At 46.4% G+C, this 23226-nt stretch carries 24 protein-coding genes; 6 read left to right on the top strand and 18 right to left on the bottom strand.

The window, feature by feature from the left end; translation table 11 throughout:
* Nucleotides 1-68 precede the first annotated feature (68 nt).
* The 6 genes from WFJ73_RS02065 to sigY are packed head-to-tail and all read right to left on the bottom strand — an operon-like array spanning nt 69 to nt 3116.
* A complete protein-coding gene (locus WFJ73_RS02065; protein ID WP_336771431.1) occupies nt 69-860 on the bottom strand; it encodes an ABC transporter permease in 792 nt (263 codons plus the stop codon).
* Entirely contained in the window at nt 857-1783 is a 927-nt protein-coding gene (locus WFJ73_RS02060) for an ABC transporter ATP-binding protein (RefSeq protein WP_336771430.1), read from the bottom strand. The genes WFJ73_RS02065 and WFJ73_RS02060 overlap by 4 nt, the downstream gene beginning before the upstream one ends.
* Complete coding sequence (locus WFJ73_RS02055; protein WP_336771428.1) at nt 1783-1986, bottom strand: PLD nuclease N-terminal domain-containing protein; 204 nt, start codon at nt 1984-1986, stop codon at nt 1783-1785. Before WFJ73_RS02055 ends, WFJ73_RS02060 begins: the two co-directional genes overlap by 1 nt.
* 14 nt (nt 1987-2000) lie before the next feature.
* Nucleotides 2001-2198: a hypothetical protein gene (locus WFJ73_RS02050; protein ID WP_336771427.1), complete on the bottom strand. Its 198-nt coding sequence runs from the start codon at nt 2196-2198 to the stop codon at nt 2001-2003.
* Nucleotides 2186-2584: a YxlC family protein gene (locus WFJ73_RS02045; RefSeq protein WP_336771426.1), complete on the bottom strand. Its 399-nt coding sequence runs from the start codon at nt 2582-2584 to the stop codon at nt 2186-2188. Before WFJ73_RS02045 ends, WFJ73_RS02050 begins: the two co-directional genes overlap by 13 nt.
* Nucleotides 2556-3116, bottom strand: coding sequence for an RNA polymerase sigma factor SigY (gene sigY, locus WFJ73_RS02040; RefSeq protein WP_336771425.1), 561 nt, complete (start codon nt 3114-3116; stop codon nt 2556-2558). The genes WFJ73_RS02045 and sigY overlap by 29 nt, the downstream gene beginning before the upstream one ends.
* 903 nt (nt 3117-4019) lie before the next feature.
* On the opposite strand from sigY, the gene WFJ73_RS02035 reads away from it, so the two are divergent.
* Complete coding sequence (locus WFJ73_RS02035) at nt 4020-4517, top strand: hypothetical protein (RefSeq protein ID WP_336771424.1); 498 nt, start codon at nt 4020-4022, stop codon at nt 4515-4517.
* Between the two features lie 121 nt (nt 4518-4638).
* Here WFJ73_RS02035 and WFJ73_RS02030 read toward each other — a convergent pair whose 3' ends face one another.
* The 4 genes from WFJ73_RS02030 to WFJ73_RS02015 all read right to left on the bottom strand — a co-directional run bounded on the left by WFJ73_RS02030 (nt 4639) and on the right by WFJ73_RS02015 (nt 7681).
* Nucleotides 4639-5061, bottom strand: coding sequence for an ester cyclase (locus WFJ73_RS02030; RefSeq protein ID WP_336771422.1), 423 nt, complete (start codon nt 5059-5061; stop codon nt 4639-4641).
* Between the two features lie 298 nt (nt 5062-5359).
* Entirely contained in the window at nt 5360-6004 is a 645-nt protein-coding gene (locus tag WFJ73_RS02025) for an HAD family hydrolase (protein WP_336772115.1), read from the bottom strand.
* Nucleotides 6005-6111: 107 nt separating this feature from the next.
* Nucleotides 6112-6669: a shikimate kinase gene (locus WFJ73_RS02020; protein ID WP_336771419.1), complete on the bottom strand. Its 558-nt coding sequence runs from the start codon at nt 6667-6669 to the stop codon at nt 6112-6114.
* Nucleotides 6670-6925: 256 nt separating this feature from the next.
* Nucleotides 6926-7681, bottom strand: a complete 756-nt coding sequence (locus WFJ73_RS02015) for a stalk domain-containing protein (protein ID WP_336771417.1) — start codon at nt 7679-7681, stop codon at nt 6926-6928.
* A 317-nt stretch (nt 7682-7998) separates the two neighbouring features.
* On the opposite strand from WFJ73_RS02015, the gene WFJ73_RS02010 reads away from it, so the two are divergent.
* Nucleotides 7999-9795, top strand: coding sequence for an ABC transporter substrate-binding protein (locus tag WFJ73_RS02010; protein WP_336771416.1), 1797 nt, complete (start codon nt 7999-8001; stop codon nt 9793-9795).
* Nucleotides 9796-9973: 178 nt separating this feature from the next.
* Here the strand turns inward: WFJ73_RS02010 and WFJ73_RS02005 are convergent, their stop codons facing one another.
* Nucleotides 9974-10486, bottom strand: a complete 513-nt coding sequence (locus tag WFJ73_RS02005; RefSeq protein ID WP_336771414.1) for a cysteine hydrolase family protein — start codon at nt 10484-10486, stop codon at nt 9974-9976.
* 528 nt (nt 10487-11014) lie between these two features.
* Here WFJ73_RS02005 and WFJ73_RS02000 point away from each other — a divergent pair.
* From WFJ73_RS02000 to WFJ73_RS01990, 3 genes are all read left to right on the top strand, one after another.
* Nucleotides 11015-11899, top strand: coding sequence for a pirin family protein (locus tag WFJ73_RS02000; RefSeq protein WP_336771412.1), 885 nt, complete (start codon nt 11015-11017; stop codon nt 11897-11899).
* 114 nt (nt 11900-12013) lie between these two features.
* On the top strand, nt 12014-13276 hold the full coding sequence (locus tag WFJ73_RS01995) for an oxalate decarboxylase family bicupin (RefSeq protein ID WP_336771410.1): 1263 nt from the start codon (nt 12014-12016) through the stop codon (nt 13274-13276).
* A gap of 68 nt (nt 13277-13344) precedes the next feature.
* A complete protein-coding gene (locus WFJ73_RS01990; RefSeq protein WP_336771408.1) occupies nt 13345-14055 on the top strand; it encodes a cupin domain-containing protein in 711 nt (236 codons plus the stop codon).
* 179 nt (nt 14056-14234) lie between these two features.
* Here the strand turns inward: WFJ73_RS01990 and WFJ73_RS01985 are convergent, their stop codons facing one another.
* From WFJ73_RS01985 to WFJ73_RS01975, 3 genes are read right to left on the bottom strand one after another with little or no spacing between them, the layout of a single operon-like run.
* Complete coding sequence (locus tag WFJ73_RS01985) at nt 14235-15320, bottom strand: ABC transporter ATP-binding protein (RefSeq protein WP_336771406.1); 1086 nt, start codon at nt 15318-15320, stop codon at nt 14235-14237.
* Nucleotides 15317-17011: an ABC transporter permease gene (locus WFJ73_RS01980; RefSeq protein ID WP_336771404.1), complete on the bottom strand. Its 1695-nt coding sequence runs from the start codon at nt 17009-17011 to the stop codon at nt 15317-15319. Before WFJ73_RS01980 ends, WFJ73_RS01985 begins: the two co-directional genes overlap by 4 nt.
* Entirely contained in the window at nt 17011-18150 is a 1140-nt protein-coding gene (locus WFJ73_RS01975; protein ID WP_336771402.1) for an ABC transporter substrate-binding protein, read from the bottom strand. The genes WFJ73_RS01980 and WFJ73_RS01975 overlap by 1 nt, the downstream gene beginning before the upstream one ends.
* A 169-nt stretch (nt 18151-18319) precedes the next feature.
* Between WFJ73_RS01975 and WFJ73_RS01970 the strand changes: the two genes are divergently transcribed.
* On the top strand, nt 18320-19207 hold the full coding sequence (locus tag WFJ73_RS01970) for a LysR family transcriptional regulator (RefSeq protein ID WP_336771400.1): 888 nt from the start codon (nt 18320-18322) through the stop codon (nt 19205-19207).
* Between the two features lie 81 nt (nt 19208-19288).
* Here WFJ73_RS01970 and WFJ73_RS01965 read toward each other — a convergent pair whose 3' ends face one another.
* The 4 genes from WFJ73_RS01965 to WFJ73_RS01950 all read right to left on the bottom strand — a co-directional run bounded on the left by WFJ73_RS01965 (nt 19289) and on the right by WFJ73_RS01950 (nt 23210).
* On the bottom strand, nt 19289-20146 hold the full coding sequence (locus tag WFJ73_RS01965; protein WP_336771398.1) for a TolB family protein: 858 nt from the start codon (nt 20144-20146) through the stop codon (nt 19289-19291).
* 77 nt (nt 20147-20223) lie between these two features.
* A complete protein-coding gene (locus tag WFJ73_RS01960; protein WP_336771396.1) occupies nt 20224-20829 on the bottom strand; it encodes a pentapeptide repeat-containing protein in 606 nt (201 codons plus the stop codon).
* An 84-nt stretch (nt 20830-20913) separates the two neighbouring features.
* Nucleotides 20914-22026 carry a GerAB/ArcD/ProY family transporter gene (locus WFJ73_RS01955; protein WP_336771395.1) on the bottom strand — a complete coding sequence of 371 codons (1113 nt, stop codon included), beginning with the start codon at nt 22024-22026 and terminating at the stop codon, nt 20914-20916.
* Nucleotides 22023-23210, bottom strand: coding sequence for a Ger(x)C family spore germination protein (locus WFJ73_RS01950; protein ID WP_336771393.1), 1188 nt, complete (start codon nt 23208-23210; stop codon nt 22023-22025). Before WFJ73_RS01950 ends, WFJ73_RS01955 begins: the two co-directional genes overlap by 4 nt.
* Nucleotides 23211-23226: the final 16 nt, after the last annotated feature.

The following is a 23226-nucleotide window of genomic DNA, read 5'->3' as shown; positions in this document are numbered from 1 at the left end:
ACAGTAACTATATACACTTTATCAAGCGAAATCCATGCTGATTGTAACTACTGTATTGATAGCGAGGGTTAACCATCGGATGGACGCCTTCTCATGGATTTCGCAGCGGCAAAAAGAGCAATAACTACTGCCATCATCGTTATGACTACAGTAATTAAGTTAGAAAATGTACTCCCATTTAATCGAGCAGTCTCATCTAGGCTATTAGCGGCTAGAGCGGGAAGTCGGCCGGGATTCCAGCTCCATTTAAACGGAAGTGTGTTTGATACTATAGTGAGCATTGTTGCGATTGTAAGTGCACTAAAGGCGGCTGCAGCTGGACTACGAATGAGTGAACTAAACATCAAGGTTAGTGTACCGATGAAACTGAGCCACAGAGCAAAAAACAATGCACCTATAAAAACCACTTTAAAATTTAATGGTGAAAATAGAGTGCTTGTGTAGTACCAAGCGGTACAGTAACCGAGTGTGAACGATATCAAGGTAAGCGAGAGGTTAGCCGCCCACTTAGCGGTTACAAAGGACAAGAAAGAAACAGGTTTAACGAGAATCATCGCTGCAGTACCTGATGACCTCTCATAAGACAAAGCGCCCATATTGGTTAATGTAATCAACAGCAAACCAATAACCCCAAATTGCGATAGAGAACTTTCCATCACCTCGAACGGCATTGGAGTAGGGATAGATATTACCGAACCCTCGGGTAAGTTACCAGCGCTTGATAGGATGTCCGGCATGAAAAATGATGTGATTGGTTGTGAAGCACCAAGTAAGATAAAACTGATCGGCAGCCATATAATGGTATAGTTCCGAATCATCTGCAAATATTCCTTGCGGAATAAAACAAACCATTTCGTCATGGTGCATTCACCACCTTAAGGAATAAATCCTCTAAAGTTGTATATCCGATTTCCAGCTTTGCCACTCTAATTTCGTACTCTGAAATTTCTTTCAGTAAAGCGTTACGAGCTGTTTGGAGGTCTTGCACGATGATCCTGGCACCTGACGAAGACTCTGATATGATCTTAAAATCTTTAGGAGCCCTCTTTAGCCATCCTGCTAACCATTGTTGCGAGTAGTTATCACCTTCAAGCTCCAGTGATAATATCGATTGACGATTTGCCTCGCGAATACTGGTTAAAGGGCCACTAATCGCGAGACGTCCCTCACGCATAATGAGAATGTCATCACACAGTTCCTCAGCATCATGAAGTACATGGGTCGAAAACAACACTGTTGTCTCACTCTTTATCTCAGCGATCAGTGACATTACCTCGCGACGGCCAATCGGATCAAGGGCTGACACGGGCTCATCCAATACAAGTAGCTTAGGCCGGTGTATGAGTGCCTGTGCAAGACCGAGTCGCTGTTTCATACCACCCGAGTAACCCGAGATCCTTCGCTTAGCAGCGGTACCAATTCCAACGCGTGTTAATAACTCATCCCCACGTAAAGCAGAATCTTTTGCAGAGAGTCCACATAGTTGACCAATATAGATTAGAAATTCACGACCCGTCATCCAACCATAGAATGCCGGTGTCTGTGGTAGGTATCCAATCCATTCACGACGGTCTTGATTTTGTCTCATCCCCATGAATTGGATTGTTCCGAGAGTTGGCTGCAATAAACCCGTTAACATCCGAATTGTCGTCGTTTTGCCAGCCCCGTTGGGACCAAGCAACGCGACACATCGGCCTTCCCCAATCTCAAAGCCAATATCATCGACTGCCAGGGTGTGTTCAAATTTTTTTGTTAGCTTGTTCACGGAGAGCAGTGCTCTCATTAACTCGACCTCCTACCAAACAAAAAGAAAGCTATCGAGCCAACCAAGTTGCCGACCACGATAATAATGACCCAGAGCCACTTTGGCCCGCGAGTTTGCTCAGCTTTATATAGTGCGATAAGAGCAATCACAATTAACAATATTTGCACCAAAAAAAGCGGAGCAATGATTGAGATTAGCTGAGAATTTGTAATTTTATCCATATAGTAAATTCTCCTTATTCGTGTTTTTTTCTTCGAATGATGATGAGCCAATAGAAAATTAGCGGCAAGGGGAATTGAATGAGACCCCAGATAGCCCAAATCCATGGGTAGCGACTGCGACTGCGTTTCCTCGCATCGCTGTAGAGCCAGGAAGACTGACAAAGTAACAAAAGAAAAACAATGCCCATCACCGCTAGTTTCATCTTGTCCATTTGTATTTCGCCTCCCTGTTCTCGCGATTTAAGAATCTCAAGAACATCAAGCCACCAATCACGCCTAATATTTGTAGAAGCCAAAACGCGCTATCATTCCAATCGTAAATAAGCATCATACTTCCGACTACAAGGATACCGAGCATCCAAAGTATTATTAGATCACGCCAAAGCTTGCGTTTGGTTTTCTCCTTATGGTGAGAAATGAGTTGCTCCAGCTCGATTATATGCGGAACTGGTAGCTCAATGCTTGCATCCCAACTATTCAAGGATTCTGTGAGTATTGTTATGATTTCTTCCTGATTTTCGAGAGTTTCTGTCTCCGTTCGTTGCTTGGAAGCCTTCATCATTTTTATGTTAATTTTTTTCGATATTCTGTTGATCATTCCCGCGCAGCTCCCTTCGCAGTAGTTTCAATCCGTTGTGTAACCTCGACTTAACAGTTCCTAGTGGGATACCAAGCCATTCTGCAATTTCATCGTAAGAATATCCGTAATAGTACTTTAAAAGAATGGGTACTCGTACGTTGGGCTGCATGCCAGCCAATACATCGAGCGCAAAAGGCCATTCTTCTTGGACTAATAAAGTGTCATATCGAATTATATGAAGTGCTTGTTCGTCGATACAAGATTGGTACTCTCTCCCTTTACGTCGCAACTCGTCCATGTACAGATGAGTCGCTATTGCGATAAGCCAAGTCGAAAACTTTGATTTTGCCTTAAATGTACCGATTCGCTCGATTGCTTTTAACATTGTTTCCTGAACAAGGTCTTCAGCTAACGCTTTATTCATCGTCACTTTAAGCATGTAACGGTAAAGTATCTCATAATTCGATTGCAGAAGTCTTGCCAACGCACGCTCGTCTCCCCGAACTGCAAGTCGGATCTCGGCCGAATCTTCGAACTCGTTCGTGCTCATTGCAGACGGGACTCCTTTCTATTGTTGGGATTGTTGTGCTGATAAAAACTGTTTAACAGCATTGTGACGCTCGAGGGCTTTAAAAAGTTCACTGTGGGCAAAAAAAATTATAGAAGCAAAGAGATCTTTTTAGAATACAAGGAACCAACCCAAACTTATTGCGCTCATGGTCCTCAACCAATTTGTATGCTTTATTAAACTCAAATGGTGGGTATGTTATGAAGTTATTGTTTTCTTATTATTTGAATTAATGTATGGAGTGTAGGCAGAATTGGGAATTTTATGTCTGAGGAACAGATAATCACAAATAATCGTATATGGGTTCATTAGTAGAGTGATAGAGGTATCGGTTTTGAATAAATTTAATATATTTTTTATTTCACTAACACTTTTGTTCATATTAGGATCTATTTTTTAGGAGGTTGCATACGCAGCTTCAAATCGTGTGCTGCCTCTCTTTCCTTGGTTTTTAAAGGTTTATCTGACGAATACTTCGCAAGATCACGTCACAACACTAAATGTGCTGGACGGTAGCCTGAATAAGCTGGTTTATTCTTCCCATTCCCTTTGTCGTCACTTACTAATATAGTTATTTTAGCTTCAATGTCAGGTGACAAGGTAACCACCTACCTACTCGTATTCAGTCTTTATTCTCCCATTTGCTAATTTGCTCCATATTCCTGCCCTTTACTTCACCAAGACCGGCAGCGGATCTCCGATCTGTTGCCGGTCTTGGTTTTTAACTAATGTCTCCTGTTAGCGCAATACGCTATTCATTGAGGAATCTCCTTTCTGGGCATTTGCACAATCATATAGTTGTTAACCTACATATTGTAAATACAGGTTATTTGACTTTACGAATAGTACATTATCTTTATGGAGCAAAGCAAAAGGAGGTATTGTATGACAAATTTTTATTCTTTTCACGGGACTATCACAGCGATTAATGATTTTTTTACAGGTCAAAATGGTGAAGGATGCTATAAATTAATATCTGTAGACAACGGATTGGGAGCATTAGTAAATTTCGTGGTGTCACCCCAAACTTATTTTGTAGACCATGTAATGGTGTCAGTAGGAGATCGAGTGACTGGATATTATGACGGAAATGCACCTGCTCTTCTAATTTACCCTCCACAGTATCAAGCAATTGTCATAGTAAAAAATAGCCCCTATCAGAATGTAAAAGTAGATTATTTTAATACGGAGTTGGTGAGTAGTGATGGACGATTACGATTAAATATTGCTCCATATACTCAAATAGTATTAACAAATGGGCAACGCTTTTCTAGAACCCCTGCGAACCGAGACCTAATTGTTATATATGGACCTACCACAGAAAGTACCCCAGCCCAAACCACACCCTTTAGAATTATAGTTTTATGTTTGGGAGCATTATAAAAAAATTTCAAATAATCTGCCCTTTACTTTAACAAAAAAACAGCAAGCCATATAATACAGGCTGCTGCTTCGTTTTGAGTTCACCAATACAGTAATGATCCTTATTTTTTATAGTCTCAGACTACCTCGCTGTATTTTGTTCCAACTGCTTGCGAATGCCTTCGCGGTCGATCTGAATCCAATATTCGACGATTTTATCATTCTCAATACGATATACGGCGCTTGCGATTTCGATGACTGGCTTGCCGGTTGGCGCAAATCCGTCGATTTCCCCAACATGAATCCCTGTTTGCTTCCACCTAACATAGACACGATCCTCAGCGGCGAGGAACTCTTCGACCTGCAGATGGAATGCCCCATATGCCTTCATCATCTCCCGGACATGGTCCGCATAATTTTGTGGCGTCCGTTCGACGGTCTCCTCATTTTCCGCTGTCACCTGATGCGCCGCGACACGCGTTGCCATATAGTCATGCGCTGCATCAGGCTCAAGACCGGAGCGTACCCGAGAGAAAAATTGCTCAACTATTTCTGCTGCTGTCACGCCTTTACACCTCTTTTTAATGTATCTCTTAAACTACGCGGTTAAGAATAGTTAATCTTTGAACCCTTATTCCAACGTCGATCAAGGACCGGCAGCTTCAAAATGCCCTATACCCTACTGAATATGACAGCATTTTCAAGTATGACGAAACATAACTTTACCTTAAAAGTATAACACATATTGAAATTATCCTGCCCGTTACTTTAATGGAAACGGCAGCCGATCGTGAGGCCGGCTGCCGTTGCGTCTCCATTCAACTAACGTTCCCCTTTTGTTTATTTGTCCGAGAAACATAGATTCATGATATGTGTGAAATGACCTGAGTTAAACTCATTTCTCTCATTGAATTTATTCTCAAGTGAAATTTTTCAAAGTTGATTTTCTTTGTCACTTCATTGGGTACAATCACACATTTTAAACCAGCGGCTATTGCAGCTCTTGCCCCATTTGCCGAGTCTTCGAACGCAATAGCTTCGTTTGCATTAATATTCAAGGCTTCGAGTGTTTCTATGTATAAAGTCGGGTCTGGTTTAACTTTTTCGACCTGATCACCCGTCTTGATTACTTCGAAGTAATCAATTATATGAAGTTGTTTTAAAAATCCTTCAACCCATTGACTTGAGGAACTTGAAGCCAATCCTATTTTTAACCCTAGATTTTTGGCTTCAATCAGATATTCCCTCACACCTTCTCTGATGTCCAGCAGCTCCATTCTCGATTTGTGGTTTTCTTTGGTTAAATTCATAATAATCTCGATGTTTTCTAATCCTAACTTATCTTCAATAAATGCATTTAGCGTTGCATCATCCGTACCAATGCATTTAACAAATACCTCCAAGGGAAAATCCACATTGTAGCCCCGAAGCACTTCTTTGTAAGCATGATACCAAACCGTTTCCGTATCTATAATTAAGCCGTCAAAATCAAAAACTATTGCCTTTATCAATTTTATCCCCCTATGACATCTATTATAAACTCCCCATTTGCCAGCTGCTGCCGTGTGTAATTGGGCTATTGTTTTACAATCGTCGTTAGTCCAACAAAAAATCGTTATAAAGCGAATCTGTTCTTAATGATTTCAGCAACCTCACAAGCATTTAAATTCGTGTTGTTTATTCTGATGTAATTTTCTCTTTTAATTTCTCCCTCGAAGGAGTTTAATCGATGTTGCTCCATTGTCTGTAATAGATCCTGTTCAGAACGAGCAACATCCCTTTTTGTTGGTTTATGTTCAAGTCTGTGAGGAGTTTTGTTACGCTCAATTCTTTTCTCAAGATCGGCTTCAAGCTCAACAAAAAACACCTCGCCATCTTTATCTTCGATTGTTTTACAAACTTTCTCAACATAGTCCCAATCACCATTCAAATCGAATCCCCATACATAAGTAAAAATCATTCCATACATATCACTTTCAGCGGCGGCTTCAAATATGTCTTGACGAAATTTATTTACTAATCTCCACATTTCACCATTAAAACCAAATAGGGGAGCTAGCATTTCAATTGTTACGTGATTGTGGAACAACTTTAGCTCAGTTACTTTTTCCAGTTCATGCCCCACTGTCATTTTCCCTACAGCCTGCGGACCAAATATCATAACAAATTTCATCAAACCATCCCCTTGGAAGATATTTCAATAATAATATCACAATTTGAACAAGCCCAAAGGTTTTACTGTACTAAATAGCCCGTTACTTCAATGAAAAAAAGCAGCCGATCGTATGACCAACTGCACATAATCTTATTCAGCTATCGTTCTCCGTGTTAGCTTATTTATTTTTTTCAATCTCTACTTTTGCTTGAGCAAGTGTTCCCTTTTTAATGCCTATCCACTAATGACCAGACTAGCGGTTGATCAGGGACGATTAAGGATAATATATCCTTGTACTATCGAAATAATTAAATGAAGTAATCGTCCAATCATTAACCTTCTTAGTCATCTCAGCTTCAATTCCGTAGCCATAGTCATACTCGCCAACAAGCCCGTTTGAATGAAAGACCGCTTTAAATTTAGTAAGACTTTTATTCCATTGAATATATTCTGACTCAGGAAGACCTATTTCTACGTTATTTTTATGATATTGAATCCATTGTTTCTTCTTGGACATCGCATTTGTTGCAAGAGTCAATGCTTGAATATCTGTTAATGGACGAGCATAAACCGTAATGTGCTCAGAGCTTCCTGTCAAAGTAGATGTATCCCATTTGATATAATCGTTCGGATAGAAGAAGTTACTTAGAGCTTTAAATTGTACATACACCGTGTCATTTCTCAACAATACTCCATTACCAACAGTAGCAGTAAAAGTCTTCCCGCCTTTAGTTAGTGAAGCAGTTTTTGTCTTCTGATTCCAATTTATTTTCACTTCAAGATATTTATCAAGCTTTTCATCGTATTGGAATAGATTATTCGTCGCCATACTACGGAGAGGGGCATATAATCTACCCTCAGAAAGCAAACCGTTTACTCCGCCATATGCATCATAATCATCGTTTGCGGCATAAGAACTCATTGGACCCATCATTAAAGCGCCACTCATTACACTTACACATACTAATACTGTTTTCTTCATCTCAACCTCCATAATTTTTAAAATTAAGCGGGAAATTAATTGATTCATGAATATTAACACTTATACTTACACATTAGAAGCTAAAAACTGTAAGGCTGGATTGACATAGACTCAGCAAACCTTGTTCTTAATCATTTACATAGTCCTGCTTTCTTCATAATCATACTTGCTTAATCTTCTCGATTCCTTATAACTAGGCTTCTTGATTAATAAACATTATGCAGGTTTAAATAATATATAAAAAGTGAAAAAACGGTCAATTGGTTTCACCTTTTTTATTGAGCCGTCTTTGTTTATAATGATCATCTCTGATTATCGTTCCTCATCGGCTTGCTATTACCAATTTTTAGAGGGGTCAATTTGTTATGAAGCTAATGGATTATTATGAAAAGCTGCGTGACCGATTCGGCGCTATCGCTGACTTCCAAGCTTTCCCGGTACCTTTGGAAGAGATTGCGGAAGCGCTCGATTGCACCCGCCGAAATACGACGCTCGTCCTGCAGAGAATGTCGGCCGAGCATCTCATTGACTGGAAACCCGGAAGAGGCCGCGGGAATCAATCGGAGCTCAAATTTATCTTAGCAAGACAAGAGCTTACTGAGCGCAAGATTCACGAGTTGATTGGAAAGGAAAGCATTCAGGAAGCCTGGCAGTTAATCGCCTCTTTGGATGAGATCCAGCAACAGAAATTTATAAGAGGGATTAACCTCCATTTCGGTATTCAATCCAATGAAGAGGAACTCGATATATTAAGGCTTCCATACTCTCGGCAGGTTTCTGTACTAGATCCTGCAAAGGTGTTGCGCAGCTCGGATTTGAACTGGCTGAGGCAATTGATGAACAAACTTGTCGGGTATTCGACCAAGGAGAAGAGATTGGTTCCGAGTCTCGCGCATCATTGGGAGTCTGATGCAACGTTCAAGAAATGGACGTTCTATCTGCGCAAAGGGGTTCGTTTTCATGATGGTCATCTTTTCTCTCCCTGCGATGTCATTCATTCGTTTAAGCGCATGCTCGTTAGCTCTCCCTCTGATTGGATGAATGATTTCATAGCGAATATCTATGAATCCAGCAAGCATAGCGTTACCTTTGAGCTTACTGAACCGATAGCCGCATTTCCTAATATACTCAGCACGGATCGCTGTTATATTGTTCCAAACGGCTGGGATGGAGAGCATGCCGACATGCCTAACGGAACTGGACCATACCGCATCGTGAAGAACAATTCTTCGATGCTAGTTTTAGAAGCCCATGAACAATATTTCGAGGGTCGCCCGCATCTAGACCGCATTGAGATCTGGATATGGCCGAATTATCAAGGATCAGCTCTGGAAACGGCTTCGAAGGAGAATACGCATATGCTGTACTACGATCCCCAACCGAATGAAGCTGCAGCTAACCAAGAACTGAATACCCTGCAGGAGCTTGAGCAAGGATGTAACTATCTGATCTTTAATCAAATCAAACGGGGGCCCTTGCAGGACATTCGGCTGCGGGAGGCGATTCACTTAGGTCTTGACCGGTGTGGAATCATCGGCAGCATGAACGGATCTCGGGTGATGCCAGCTAACGGATTTATCTTCACGGAGGAGAATGAAAGCGAAATGCAGCGCGAGAAAGCATCTTACAATCCTTCCAAAGCAATGGAGCTTTTAGCAGCATCCTCTTATAATGGAGAACCTTTAAAGCTATATACGTATGATAATCCCTTCAATAGAGAAAACGCCGCATGGATACAAAGCTCTTGCGAAAAACTGGGTATTCAAATTGATATTCAAGTAGTCCCAGTTGAGCAATTAGTTGAAATGGAAGTCATGATACAGGCCGACATGATATCGGTTGGGGAAGTACTTGGCGAGCAGGTTGATATTACGCTGATCGATACATTCCGTGCTGGCAGCAGCTTGATTCGGAATCTTCTCCCGCCCAAGTGGAAACAAACCATAGATAATCGAATAACGGATTGTTTACGTGCACCCGATCAATCGGAACGGCTTTCCATTCTTCGAGAGCTTAAAGATGAGCTTAAAGATGAGTATTACCTTCTTTTCCTGCATCATCATATCCGAGCGGTCAGCCATCAAACTTCGCTAAACGGCATCAGCATGAATGTCTGGGGCAAAGTAGACTTCAAGGATATATGGCGCCGCCCGCAGGTTTGATTCATGTATGAATACCGTTAGCAAGCAAGCATGAACAAAGCTAATTAGTTAAATTATCCTGCCCTTTACTTCAACAAAACAAAAGCTGCAGTAGATCCTCTGATCCGCTGCAGCTTTTCTAATTCAACTATAGTTCACCGTTAACTTAATGCCAACGACCGAACAATTAACGTTTATTTTAATTTTCATCTTGTATGAACTCTAAATATCTATGATTCCACATGTTTTCATAAAAATTAATTGTCTCTTCTGCTGACATAGATGAATTATTTAATGTGGAGGTTGCGTTTTTTACCATAAGGTTTTTATAACCTAACCCATGAGCAAATTTAATTGTAGCATCCATACAGTATTCAGTTTGGGCACCACAAAATTCTATACTGTGTACATTTAATTGATCTAAAATTTCTTTTAAGTTCGTTCTGTAAAAAGAGTTTGCATGTATTTTATTTACCAGAAAATCTTGTGCTTGAACATCAAGTTTAGCATTAATAGCCCAATGTTCTTCTCCAGGTACTAATTCCTCATCACAGTGTTGAACAAAAATAATTGGTTTATGCAACTTTCTGTACAAGGAGATTCTTTCATTTACTTTAGTAAGTAATTTTTCTAATCTAAACAGGTGCTCTTTGTTGTAGCAAACACCATTCTGTAAATCAATGACTATTAAAACATCGGCATAAATTCCCATAATTTCCACCTCAATATTTATCTTTAACTTTTAAATTTTATTATATCATTCTTTATTGTTATCCTCCCTTTAGTTCAACAAAAAACAACCGAACACGTAATACGCTGGCTGATGTCGTGTTACTGAACTAGCGTGTCCCGTTAGCGCTTAATAACTCTTACATTATTGCCACCGACTTTGTCTATGTATAGAAGTTCTTGTCTTGAGCAACCGACAAGAACTTCTATACATAAAATAAAAAAGCCGAAGTATATGCGACTGCGATTGTATAGATGTTCATGTCGTCCGACATAAATTGCTAAGCTCCCAGTTTTCTTGCATAATTATACAATTACATGGATATTGACTTTCTTGAAACAAAACTTACAGCTTAAGTTGAAACATTTACAGCTAAAGCTGAAAAATCAAAACACAACCGGATAGCACTTTTCTCCCCCTCTTTACATACTTACTTTTTTATAGTACAATATCTTTAAATTAAGATAATTATTCATCGAAAAAATTCACATAGAAGGAGTTGCTTCGATCATGACAACAACATTCCGGGCAGTAGAAGGCGTATATCAAGGGGCTCCAGTCCATATGGTTGGCGACGGCTTCCGGGTATCGAATTATTTCCCTGGCGGCACGAACTTCGGCGAGCGCTTTAGTCCCTTTATTCTGATGGATTACAATGCACCGTTTGTGTTCCCGCCAAGCAATGAGGTGAAAGGCGTTGGCGCCCATCCGCACCGCGGATTCGAGACGGTTACCATCGCATACGACGGTTACGTCGAGCACCATGACAACAAAGGTCATCACGGGATTATCGGTCCCGGCGACGTGCAATGGATGACGGCGGGCTCCGGTCTGCTGCACAAAGAATATCATGAGAAAGGCTTCTCCCGGCGCGGCGGACTGTTCCATGTCATTCAGCTGTGGGTCAACCTCCCCCGCGCGCACAAAATGCATGCGCCGAAATATCAGGAGCTGCTCAAAGCGGATATGGGGTATTCGGAGCTTCCTGACGGCGGCGGTACGGTTCGCGTCATCGCGGGCAGCTTCAATGGCGTAACCGGTCCTGCTCAAACCTTTACGCCGGTTAATCTGTTTGACATCTCTTTTAAAGCGGGCGGTCAAGCAAGCTTCGAACTCCCGGCGTCGTATAATACTGCGGCGATGGTGCTTAAAGGCAGTGCCCTCATTAATGGAGAGCGAAAAGCCGCCGAAGGAGATTTTGTCCTCTTTTCCAATACGGCAGGAACGATTCGGATTGAAGGTCAGACCGACGATACGCTTGTGATTGTTCTAAGCGGTGAACCAATCGATGAGCCGGTCTTCCAACAAGGACCATTTGTCATGAACAGCCGTCAGGAAGTATTTCAAGCTTTTGTTGACTTCCAGGATGGCAAAATGGGACCAGCCGATTTCTAAAAAACGCATGACAGCCGGGCAGATTGCCCGGCTTTTTTTCTGCCAGCCTGCCTCATAATAACCAACCCTTCCGTCATAAGCATGCTTGAAGAGCTTATTTTAGGAGGGAAAGGAATGAACGACTCCAACGCCGGCAGTCAAAATGCACATGCTTCCAATAACGAACCTGCTGAATCCAACGTATCTCCTGAGGCGAAGAGCGAGAAAAGCGAACCGTTTGCCATTCCTCAGCCTTACCGGCCTATCGATTGCGCGGGAGGCCCTGACTTAGGTCCGCGGGACATGATGAGGGATTTGGAAAATCCCGATATGCTTCGTCCTCCGATAACCGATAACGGACTGGTGCCGAATCTGAAATTCTCGTTCTCCGATACGCATATGCAGCTCAATCAGGGTGGCTGGTCCCGCGAGATTACGCAGCGCGAGATGCCGATTGCCACAACGCTTGCCGGCGTAAACATGTATTTGACGCCCGGCGGCGTCCGCGAGCTGCATTGGCATCAGCAATCCGAGTGGGCTTACATGATATGGGGAAGCGCGAGAATCACATCCGTCGACCAGGACGGACGCAATTTCATCGCGGATGTTGAAGCAGGCGACTTATGGTTTTTTCCGGCAGGACTGCCTCATTCCATACAAGGGCTTGAGCATGGCTGCGAGTTTCTGCTTGTTTTTGACGATGGCAAATTTTCGGACCTGAATACGCTGTCGATCTCCGACTGGTTCGCCCATACGCCAAAAGACGTATTATGCGCCAACTTTGGCGTACCGGAATCGGCCTTTGATTCGATCCCGACGGATCAGCTTTATATTTTCCAGGATGAAGTACCCGGCTCCATCGAAAGCCAGCAGGTGCACTCGCCTTATGGCACGGTACCTCATAGCTTCAAATACCGCCTTCTTGCCCAGACGCCTATCGTAACGCCCGGCGGTACGGTGCGGATTGCCGACTCCACCAACTTTCATGCCGCCAAAACGATTGCCGCAGCGCTTGTCGAGATCAAGCCCGGCGCTATGCGGGAGCTGCATTGGCATCCAAACAATGATGAATGGCAATATTATTTGACCGGACAAGGACGGATGACCGTCTTTGCCGGGAACGGTGCCGCAAGAACGTTTGATTACAGGGCGGGGGATGTCGGATACGTGCCGTTTGCTTATGGGCATTACATTCAGAATACCGGCGATGAGTCCTTATGGTTTCTGGAGATGTTCAAGAGCGACCGGTTTATGGACGTATCCCTCAACCAATGGATGGCGCTTACGCCAAGGGATCTGATTAGAGATAATCTGCATGTTGGCCCCGAGCTTCTGAACGCGCTTCGCAAGGAGAAGTGGCCGGTCGTGAAGAACCCGGGCAAGTCCTATTTGAAATAGGCGAACGCCGTTCCGGACGAATGCATAGGATATCCCATTAGTCTAGAGTCTGGAAAGGCGGAGAGCTAGTGGCGGTATCCTATATGGATTTCACTTCCCCTAATGTGCAGTTCTGGTACGACGTGAACACAAACACAACGTTCAAGAAAGACAACCGCAACTTCATCAATACCTTGTCGATTGAACAGTTAAATACGCTTGGCAATGTTTCCTTGCTCGATATTTATCTCAGCCGTTCGAATGTGGTAGAGCCGCATATTCATCAGAACGCTACCGAGCTGGTCTATTGTATATCCGGTTCGGCCGTTGTATCGATTATTAACCCGTTTACGAAAAAGCTGCTGAACTTTCCGATACAGCCCGGTCAAGTCGCCAACGTGCCACAAGGCTGGCCGCATTACGAAATCGCAACGGTGGATAACACCCATCTGCTTGCGATCTTTGACGCACCGGTGCCGGAGTTTATCGGTTATTCTGATATGCTCCGCCTGACGCCGCCTGGCGTTCTAGCCCATACTTACTGCCTGAACGAGCAAATGGTCAAAGACACGCTGGCACCGATTACGGATACTACAGTCATTGGCCCCCCGGCTAATTGCCAGCCACAGCAAATGGTACGCGAGCCGGAAGCTCAACCGCCCTATTTGCCCTATCTCAATGAACCGCAGAACTATGGCTCATATGGTCCCATTGGACCTCAGCCTTATCCGCAGCAGCAACAGCATTACCCGCAAGCCTTCGGCTATCTCCAGCAGCCCAACCCGCACTATTTCTTCTAACCCGCACTTGTGGTGTTAACAAAAGGGGGTGTCCCATATGTCATGAACATGACAATGGGACACCCCTTTTCCATACCAATACAACCCTCGGGCAGCATTAGGCGGAGATACTCACTATTTCGTGTTAGTGCAGCATCGAGCACCACTTTACGGCGGAAAATTCTTTTGCCGCAATGCCTTTATGCCGATTGCTGCGGGTACACAAACGCGTCGGAAGCATGAATATGCAGGTTGCCTTCCTCTCCCGCATCCAGGTATTCATCATGCAGGAAGGAGATCGGCTGTCCGTCGGATGTCTTTGCAAGCACGCGCCATCGTTTCCCTTCGAATACGCTATGCAGCACGTGTACAGGCAGCTGGTTCGCCGCAGCCGTTGGCACGGACTGCCACTCGGCGGAATCCGGGCGGAACAGCAGATCAACCAGCTCGGTTCCTTGAACCTCCGGAGAGCCAGGTGACGTGCCCATAATTTCTTGTCCCGCAATCCTTACGGTTGTATGCTCCCCTTCCCGCACCAGCTTGCTCTTTAAGCGATTGCCCGCTCCAAGCAGCATAGCTGCGGATAGGGTTGCCGGACGGTCATAGCAAATTTGCGGCCGGTCAATCTGGTCAACGGCGCCAGCCCGCATAATCATAAGACGATCGGCCATGGCAAAGGCTTCATCGGGATCATGCGTAACATGGAATACGGTTGTGCCCAGCTGACGGAACAAATAAGCCATCTCCGAGCGCATCTCGATGCGGAGCCGCATATCCAGATTGGAGAGCGGCTCGTCAAGCAGCAACAGATCCGGTTTCGTTGCCAGCGCACGCGCGATAGCTACCCGCTGTTGTTGTCCGCCGGATAATTGCGGCGGAAGTCTATCCTCAAGCCCTTCCAGGTGCAGGAGTGCTACAAGCTCCGCGATTTGTTCGCGGATTGCAGCCGCCGCTGCCTTTTGCCTTCGGAGACCGTAAGCGATATTGTCATAGATCGTCATATGCGGCCATAACGCGTAATCTTGGAATACCATGTTGATGCCGCGTTTCTCCGGCGGAACCAGCCGGGTTACCGACGCAACCGTTGCGCCGCGCAGACGGATCTCGCCTTCGTCCGGCTGCTGAAGACCGGCAATCAGCTGGAGCAGCGTGGATTTGCCGCAGCCGGACGGTCCAAGCACGCTGATAATCTCCCCTTGCTTTACCGAGAAATGGATATCCCGCAGCGCGGTATGGGAACCGAATGATTTGCCCAGCCGTTCGACTTCCAGTATCGTATTCGTCATGATTTTACCCGCTTTCTTGAAGGTTTAATAAGCATTTCCATAACGGCAATGATCGCGATGACAATCCCCCCGCCGGTCAGCGTTGCTGCTGCCGCATAACCAAACTTGAGATCCTCGAATGCTTTGTTAATGACAACCGGAAGCGTCATAAAGTTAGGCGGATACAAAATGGACGAGATCGCCAGATCAAAAACGCTTGCTCCAAACGCGGCAAGACCCGCATAGAGGAGAGCCCCTTTTATTAACGGCATCAGAATCGTGGTAACCCTCTGGCTGAACGACGCGCCTTGCATCTGCGCTGCGGACAATAGCTGTCTCGGTACCTTCGCCATCGCCCCGACCACTACGCGCGTAATTACCGGAATCACGCCGGCTACGCTAGCCAGAATCAGAATCCAAGGCGTTCCGTACAGCAGAAGTCCTATCTTCTCGAGCCATGCTTGATTCCAGATGAAGATATACCCGATCCCAAGTACGATTCCGGGTACGGCAAGCGATACAAGAGAGATAACGTCAATGGTTTTGCGCAGCTTGAACTGCGAATACGTCAATACATACGCGACAAGGAATCCTACAAACAATCCAATAACGGCTGCTACGGCCGCAATCTCCAGCGAATGGACAAGACCTTCCAGCAACGTGCGGTTATTACCGGCAAATAAAGCTTTATAATGTTCGAACGTCAACTCGCGCCCTTTACCGGCGGTCGAGCTGCCCGAAATAGACATCAGCAGATTGGAGCCAAACGGAATACCGATGACGACGGCAAGAAACACGATATTGCCAATAACGAGATAAATCCAGCCCTTACGCGGTTTCTTCGGTTCTGAGCGCGTTGCTCTCGAAGACAGGAAATCATAACGCGACTTGCGCATGGCATACAGCTGAACACTCATCGCCAGGGCAATGAGCAGCACGAGATAGAACGATAACGCCCCTGCCATATCGAACCGGATCGGCGACGTGTACAATGCGGAATAAATCGAATAAGGCAAGGTTGGAAAACGGAAAATGGTCGCTATGGACGCCGGAAGACCAAAGTCGCCTACCGTATCCATAAAGACAAGCATGGCTCCGGAACAGATGGCCGGAAGCAGGAGCGGCGCTTGAATGGTACGCCATACCGTCCAGCTGGACCCGCCGGACAATCGCGCAGCTTCGCTCAGCCGGTCAACCTTCCACTCGAGCGCGGAATAGACGGTTAAATAAGCAAGCGGGAATTTGCTGAGCGTCATGACGACAATAAGCCCGATTGGCTGAAAAATAAACGAATGCAGGCTATGCCAGCCCAGCCACTTGGCTGCGAGTCCGTCTGCGGAGGCAAACATAACCCAGCCCTGCGCCAAAATAAAGGATGGCGTAATAATCAGAATCCATACGGCAAAATCAAGCAGCTTGGCGCCGCGGAAAGCCCAGTTCGATCTGGCCATCGCGATGGCCGTACCGATAATAGTGGCCAGCACCGTGGTTCCAAGGCCAAGAATGACCGAATTTTTCAGGGAAACATACCATAGCGGCCGCCGGAATACATCCAGCAAAAGCGATAAATCGCCAAGCTCGAAATGACCGAAAAATACTCCCGGCAGGAGTACCTGAATAACGACAGCAATAAGCGGCAGCAGAATAAGAAGAAACAGGACGGCCAGCACGAGCCAGCCAGTCCGGTTTCCTTGTGATCGAAGTCGCAGCATTATTTCACCGCGTTATCCGCGAACCATTGTTTAATTTCGCCTTCATGCTCGCCCGCCCAGCCAGCTTCCGCTACAAGCAGCTTCGCGTCTGCCGCACGGTCGGCTTTTGCGTTAACGCCTTTTACCGATGGCTCGAAATAGCTCTCGTCGCCTTTATCGATAAGCGCCTGCTGGGTTGCCGGATCTAGGAGGAATTCAACGAATGCTTTTGCCGCTTCTTGATGCTTGGACTCTTTTTGAATGGCTGCCACGCGAACCGATGCCGGTGCGCCTTCTGCCGGCCAGACAATATCAACCGGTTCGCCGGAATTTTTCAGCGTATACGCATTGCTTTCTTGTAGAGCCGCCGCTTTGATCTCGCCGTCGGTCAGCGCTTTAGCGACGTTAGGGTTCTTCGGATACACATGAACGCCGTTCTTCAGAAGACCTTCGAAGTAGCTTTTGCCTTGCTCCATGCCTTCGGATTGGAAGAACCACGCTACGAACGGATAAGCAGGCGCGGCTACCGCCGGATCGGCCATGCCTACTAAGCCTTTATATTTCGCGTCAAGCAGGTCATACCATGTTTTGGGAGCGCTGTTTGCGTCAAATGCTTGTGTGTTATAGACGATAACGGATGCGGCATGCGCGCCCGTAGGGAAGTAAGTATGGTTCGCAGGGACAACGGTCTTCGCGAAATCCGTCAATCCATCCAGATTGCTTGGCGTCCAGTTATCGAGCAGCTGTCCGTTTTTACCCATTTGGTCGATGGTTGGCATCGAGTCCATCCATACAACATCCCAATGCGGGTTGCCTTTTTCCGCTTCGATACGCGAAGCGATCTCGGCTCCGTTGCCGGAAACGATCTCCAGCTTATAGCCTGTCTTCTCTTCGAACATTGGTTTTACGATATCGTCGAAATCATTCAAATATACAACGAGAGGCTCATCCTTGCTTGCATCCGCCGCAGCCGGGCTAGCCGCTGCATCCGCTGATGGCTCCGTGCTTGCTTCCGTTGTTGAGGAGGCATTCGTTGCGCCGTTGCCTGCTGCTGCCGTATTAGCCTCGTTATTGCCGTTATTTCCGCACGCCGACAGTGCTGCTGTTGCCGCCAAGACGCTGACAAGCATAAGACCCTTCATTTTATATCCGTTTGCCATTTCTCTTACCCCTCCAATGTCTTTTTTCTTTCATTCTCAGATTAACGACGGATTGTAAATGGAAGATTAAGTGAATGATAAGGTTATATTAAATAACATCTATCCATATTGATAGCTTCATCGAAATTATCTATAGTATGACAAGAAGAGTTAAGGAGATGAGCCCAAAATGAATATTCAGCAGCTTCGCGTATTTGCCCATGCCGCACGCCTGTCTACCTTAACCGAGGTTGCGGCACAGCTACAGCTTAAACAGCCAACGGTCAGCTTTCATTTGAAAAAACTCGAGGAATCGCTTGGCGTTGAGCTGTTCTATAAACATCCCCGGCAGCTAAGGCTGACGGAAGCGGGACAAACCCTTCTACCCTATGCCAAGCGGATATGCGCGTTATTGGATGAGTCCAGCCAACTGATGAAAGAGCACCGGGAGCAGGGCCGGGGGCATCTGAAAATAGGGGCAAGCTATACGCCGGCTACCTATTTCCTCCCACCCTATTTAGCTGCCTTTCAGGCTAAATACGACAAGGTCATGCCCCAAATGACGGTGAAGCAGGCCGGTACGGTTATCAATCTGCTGAGAGAATTCGAGATTGATGTCGCGGTTGTATCGTTAATCGTCCGCCCCTTTGACGATCTCGAGATTATTCCGCTGGCGGATGATGATTTGAAGCTGGTACTGCCTTATAATCATCCGCTTGCCCACAAAGAAACCATCTTAGTCGAAGATTTAAAGAATGAATCCTTCCTTCTGCATGAACACGGCTCAACCTCCAGAGAACTGTCCGAGCTATGGGCGAGGGATAACGGCCTGGAATGGACGGTGATCATGGAGCTTGGGGCGATCGAGACGATCAAGGAATCCGTCAAGCACGGGATTGGCATTGGCATGCTGCCTTGGCGAAGCGTGACAAGAGAGGTGCAGGCGAAGGAGCTGGTGCTTCGCGAGCTGCCGGGAAACGTGCAGCAGCGCCATATTTGCCTAGCTTTCCGGAAGGCCGATATTATGGCTTTCCATGTCCGTTCCTTTATCCAGTTTATGAAGCATTCCTGTCTGTAACGGACTTGCGGGAGACAGGAAAAAGCCGCTCTATCGCCTCCTAGTAAAGGGCGAAAATAGAGCGGCTTTTAGAATGTCATTTTAAGATTCCAAACGATAGCTGACAAAAGCAAGCTTTCGGCTGTCAGGCGACCAGGAATTGACGTTAATCGTCCCTTGTCCGCCAAACAGCTGGACAAGAGTCCGGTATTCTCCGCCATTGCTGTCCATTAGACGGATCTCCACATGCTTGTTAGCCGGATGATCTCCCGGTGCCACATCCCCCTTCCGGTAGGTGATATAAGCAACCTGCTTGCCGTCCGGCGACACATGGGGGAACCAGCTGTTGCTCTCGTCAAACGTCATTTGAGTCTGCTCGCTGCCATCGGCTTTCATTCGCCAGACCTGCATAAGGCCCGTTCTGACGGAGTTGAACCAGATATAGCCGCCATCAGGCGAATATTCGGGACCGTCGTCGAGTCCCGGCGTATTCGTCAGCTGCGTCTCTTCGCCGCCGATTGCCGGTATCGTATAGATATCGTACTGGCCTTTTCTCTCCGCGCAATAAGCGAGAGTTCGGCCATCCGGCGACCAGCCATGCAGATAGCTGGGTCCCAATGGCGTGACAAGAACGGGATCTCCTCCCTCCAACGGGAACGTATAAATACGGGATTGTCCGTCTTCTCTCGTATGATGGCTGACCGCAAGCCGGGTATTATCCGGTGACAATACGTGGTCGTTATTGCAATGCACGGCAAAGGAGGACGGGATCTCCGTGCTTGTCCCCTGTTCAATATTAAAGCTGTAAATCCGGCCCTTGCTGTTATAAATTAGAGTCTTGCCGTCGCTTGTCCAGTTCGGTGCCTCAAGCAGATAATCGAATGAAGCCAGAACGTTCCTTTCGCCGGTTTCGGTATCCACTGTTTCAAGAAAGCTCGTAATGCCCGCAGATTCCGCCATTTCCGCTTCTCCCCTTATGTATGATGAAAGGATAAATGCTAATAACTCTATCCTAGCAGATTTTTAATGCGCTTTCATCACTCTACCTTGGCGCCTAGCGACCTGAGCAGCGTAATCGCTTGTATAGGATCCATTCGGGCTCCCTTTAGATTAACCGTCTTCCAAGGCACGCCTTCCAGCTCGGCCCCCCGCAAGTCCGCGCCGCTTAAGTTCGTTTGCGTCAGGTTTGCCCCCGACAAATCGCATTTGCGAAGATCGGATTTCTCGAGCGAGGCTCCCATCAAATCCGCTTCCACGAAGCGGATATCCCTCAGATTTTGCTTGTCCAGCTTTACGTGCCTGAGATTCGTATAGGACCAATCGCCCTTAACAATCGTAATTCCGCTCAGCTCGGCACGGGTAAAGTCGGAGCCGGTCATTTTGCAAGCCGTGAACTTCGCGACAAACAGATTTGCTCCTTCAAACAAGCAATTCGTAAACGCCGACTCGGTATGTACGGAAGCATTAATCGCGGCACCATGGAAATCGCATTCCTCGAACTTGCAGCCCGTTGTAATAGCTTCTTCCAACCGAGCGCCGATAAACTTGCATTTTATAAACGTGCAACGCGTCAGCTCGGCTTCCCTGAAATCTTCCCCGCTGAAATCAACGTTCTCAAACTGCCGATCGGTATAAGTCTGCATGGCTGTTCCCCTCTTCCCACGTCAAGCTGCAATATTGTACCTACCCCCGATTGTAGGCGAACAAGGATAGAGTAGCAAGCTTATCTACGTTGCATGCTTCGCTTTCTGAAGCTTTTTGCCGAACATCAGCCTCAGGAGAAGCAGCAGAACGGGCAGCCCAAAAGCAATCGGAAGCGCTACTCTCGGCCAATAAAACTCAAGGTATTTGAGGGCCCAGAAATGATCGTTCACCACCCAATAACCAAAAGCGCCAAGGATGAAGCATACCGGTATAATCATCGGCTTATTGCTTTTTAATGCGAATATCCGGCTCGCGCAGACCGAGGTCGCGTATACGCAGAACATCACTTCGAACAAGGCGGAGATGGAATACAGGGCAATCATGATCATCTCGTAGCGCTGCAAAAAATTGCCGATATGCGCATTACGAGCCAGCTTCATACAGGAAAGCGTATATTGGGCCGTAACTTCTCCCGATAACACCGCGCCCTCCAGAATAGCCCAAATGACAATGATTAACCCGCTTGTCACAATCCCGATTATGCCCAGCTTGGCGCCGTATTTCTTCACATCCTTCACATGGGGGTAGATCAAGGCCGCAAGCATTGTCGCCATGGCCCAATCCGCATCAAAGTGCAGGCTTGCCGCCGCCGTTTGCGGCAGACCGCTTTCGAGCACCGGAAGCAGATTGCGGATATCAAACTCATGGGTCGAGCCAATAATGATCAGCCCGTTCAGGAAAAATATAAACAGCAGCCCAACCAAAGCAATCCTTGCAATAACTTCAAGGCCGTAATAGCAGCCAAGCGCTCCTACCAGAAGCGATGCGATGATAAACAGCGAAATAGGTGCCTCCGGCAGAAAATATTCCTGCAGATGGTAGACGTAAGTAATCATAATCGGCCCAAAGGCAGCCAGGTAAAAGACGAAAATGACCAGCGCGACAAGAGCTGCGAACCATTTTCCCAGCACGGCTCCGCCCAGCGAAATAAAATCCCGGTCAGGCGTTTTCCTGAGGGCCAGATAGGTGATATACATGATGACTATCCCTTGCAGCATCCCGATAAACGTAGCGATCCACATATCCTGGCCGATCACCCGGGCAAGCTCGCCCTGCGTCACGCCAATCGCTTTTACAAATATGAGATTGACGATCATCGCGATAAACATCCCGTTGGATATTCTGAAGGTTTTCATTTGATCCCGTCCCCTGCTGCTTTTACGACTGCCGATTTGACATCCACGTACGTTTCAATTTCGAATTTAGCGCCCTCGAATACTTGATTCCAGTCCTTGCCTACACGCTTCCATTCCTGTGGATATTTATTCCGAAAGATATCGCCCAGCTTTAGAAAGTCGGAATGGTATTGCCTCTGCGCTTTATCCAATACATTCTGTATCCGCTGCTTCATCAATTTCTCCAGACGAGTATCGGCCAGATCCCGCAGTTGTTCTACAGGGACATTACAACCGCTTTCCACGATATCCGCGGTCGACCTCAGCCGGATCTGGTACCTCGGGGTCTCATTCTCATAGAACGGCTTCACGGTCATGCGAGCATTCTTGAACTCCAGCGTCAGCCGCCTGTTCTCATCGTTCGGACAGTCTATAACCTCAATCCCGCTCTCCAGCTTCTCGAGGAAAAACAAGGTGGCGCGTGCTTCCTTTGGCGTCAGCCAACCGATCATTTTATCCTCGCGGAATACCGCTGCTCCGGCTAATTCCACTTGTTTGAGCGAGCCGTGCTCTTCCGGTTTTTTATTCGAGATCCCCCTAGGCTGCAGCTGCAATCTTGCGACAACCGGCTGGGCAGAAGTACTCAACAAAGCCTCCTCCAGGTTCATCATATTGCTGCCCGGCGCCAATCCGACAATTTGATTGTTGCGAAAAAGCTTGTCTACCGCCTCCCCTGGCACAACCTCAATCCCCGTAATCGTCGAGATCAACTCATCCGGCTTGTCGGACGTGACAGCAACCCATGTATTCATTCGAAGCTCGTGATTACGCGTAAAGAAATCAACCATATCGCCAATTCCCTGCCGGGCGTAACTTTCGCTCATGACAATCAAGAAATTATGAGCCCAGTAGACTCTGCGCGACGAGAAGCGGCCCAAGTTACGGATGGCATCGAAAATGGTATTTCCTTCCGTCGAGATCGAATAAATCGGCTGCCCGGTACCGCCGGCAGGAGCACCGGTCTGACCGCGCGCGTCCGCGGGACGGATAATTTGAGCGGACAGCTTCACCTTTCCCGGCTTTGTGCCCGAATCAATGCCAACGGCGGTTACAATCGCCAGCTCGTTAATTTGCCTTAATCCCACGCAAGAGCTTTCAAGCAGTATGATGGAGCTAACCAGTAGACTTAGAAGAAACCTTCTCATCGTTAATCACCCTTTT

It is taken from the genome of Paenibacillus sp. MMO-58, assembly GCF_037146255.1.
Taxonomy (GTDB): domain Bacteria; phylum Bacillota; class Bacilli; order Paenibacillales; family Paenibacillaceae; genus Pristimantibacillus.
This window is presented reverse-complemented; position numbering and strand designations above follow the sequence as displayed.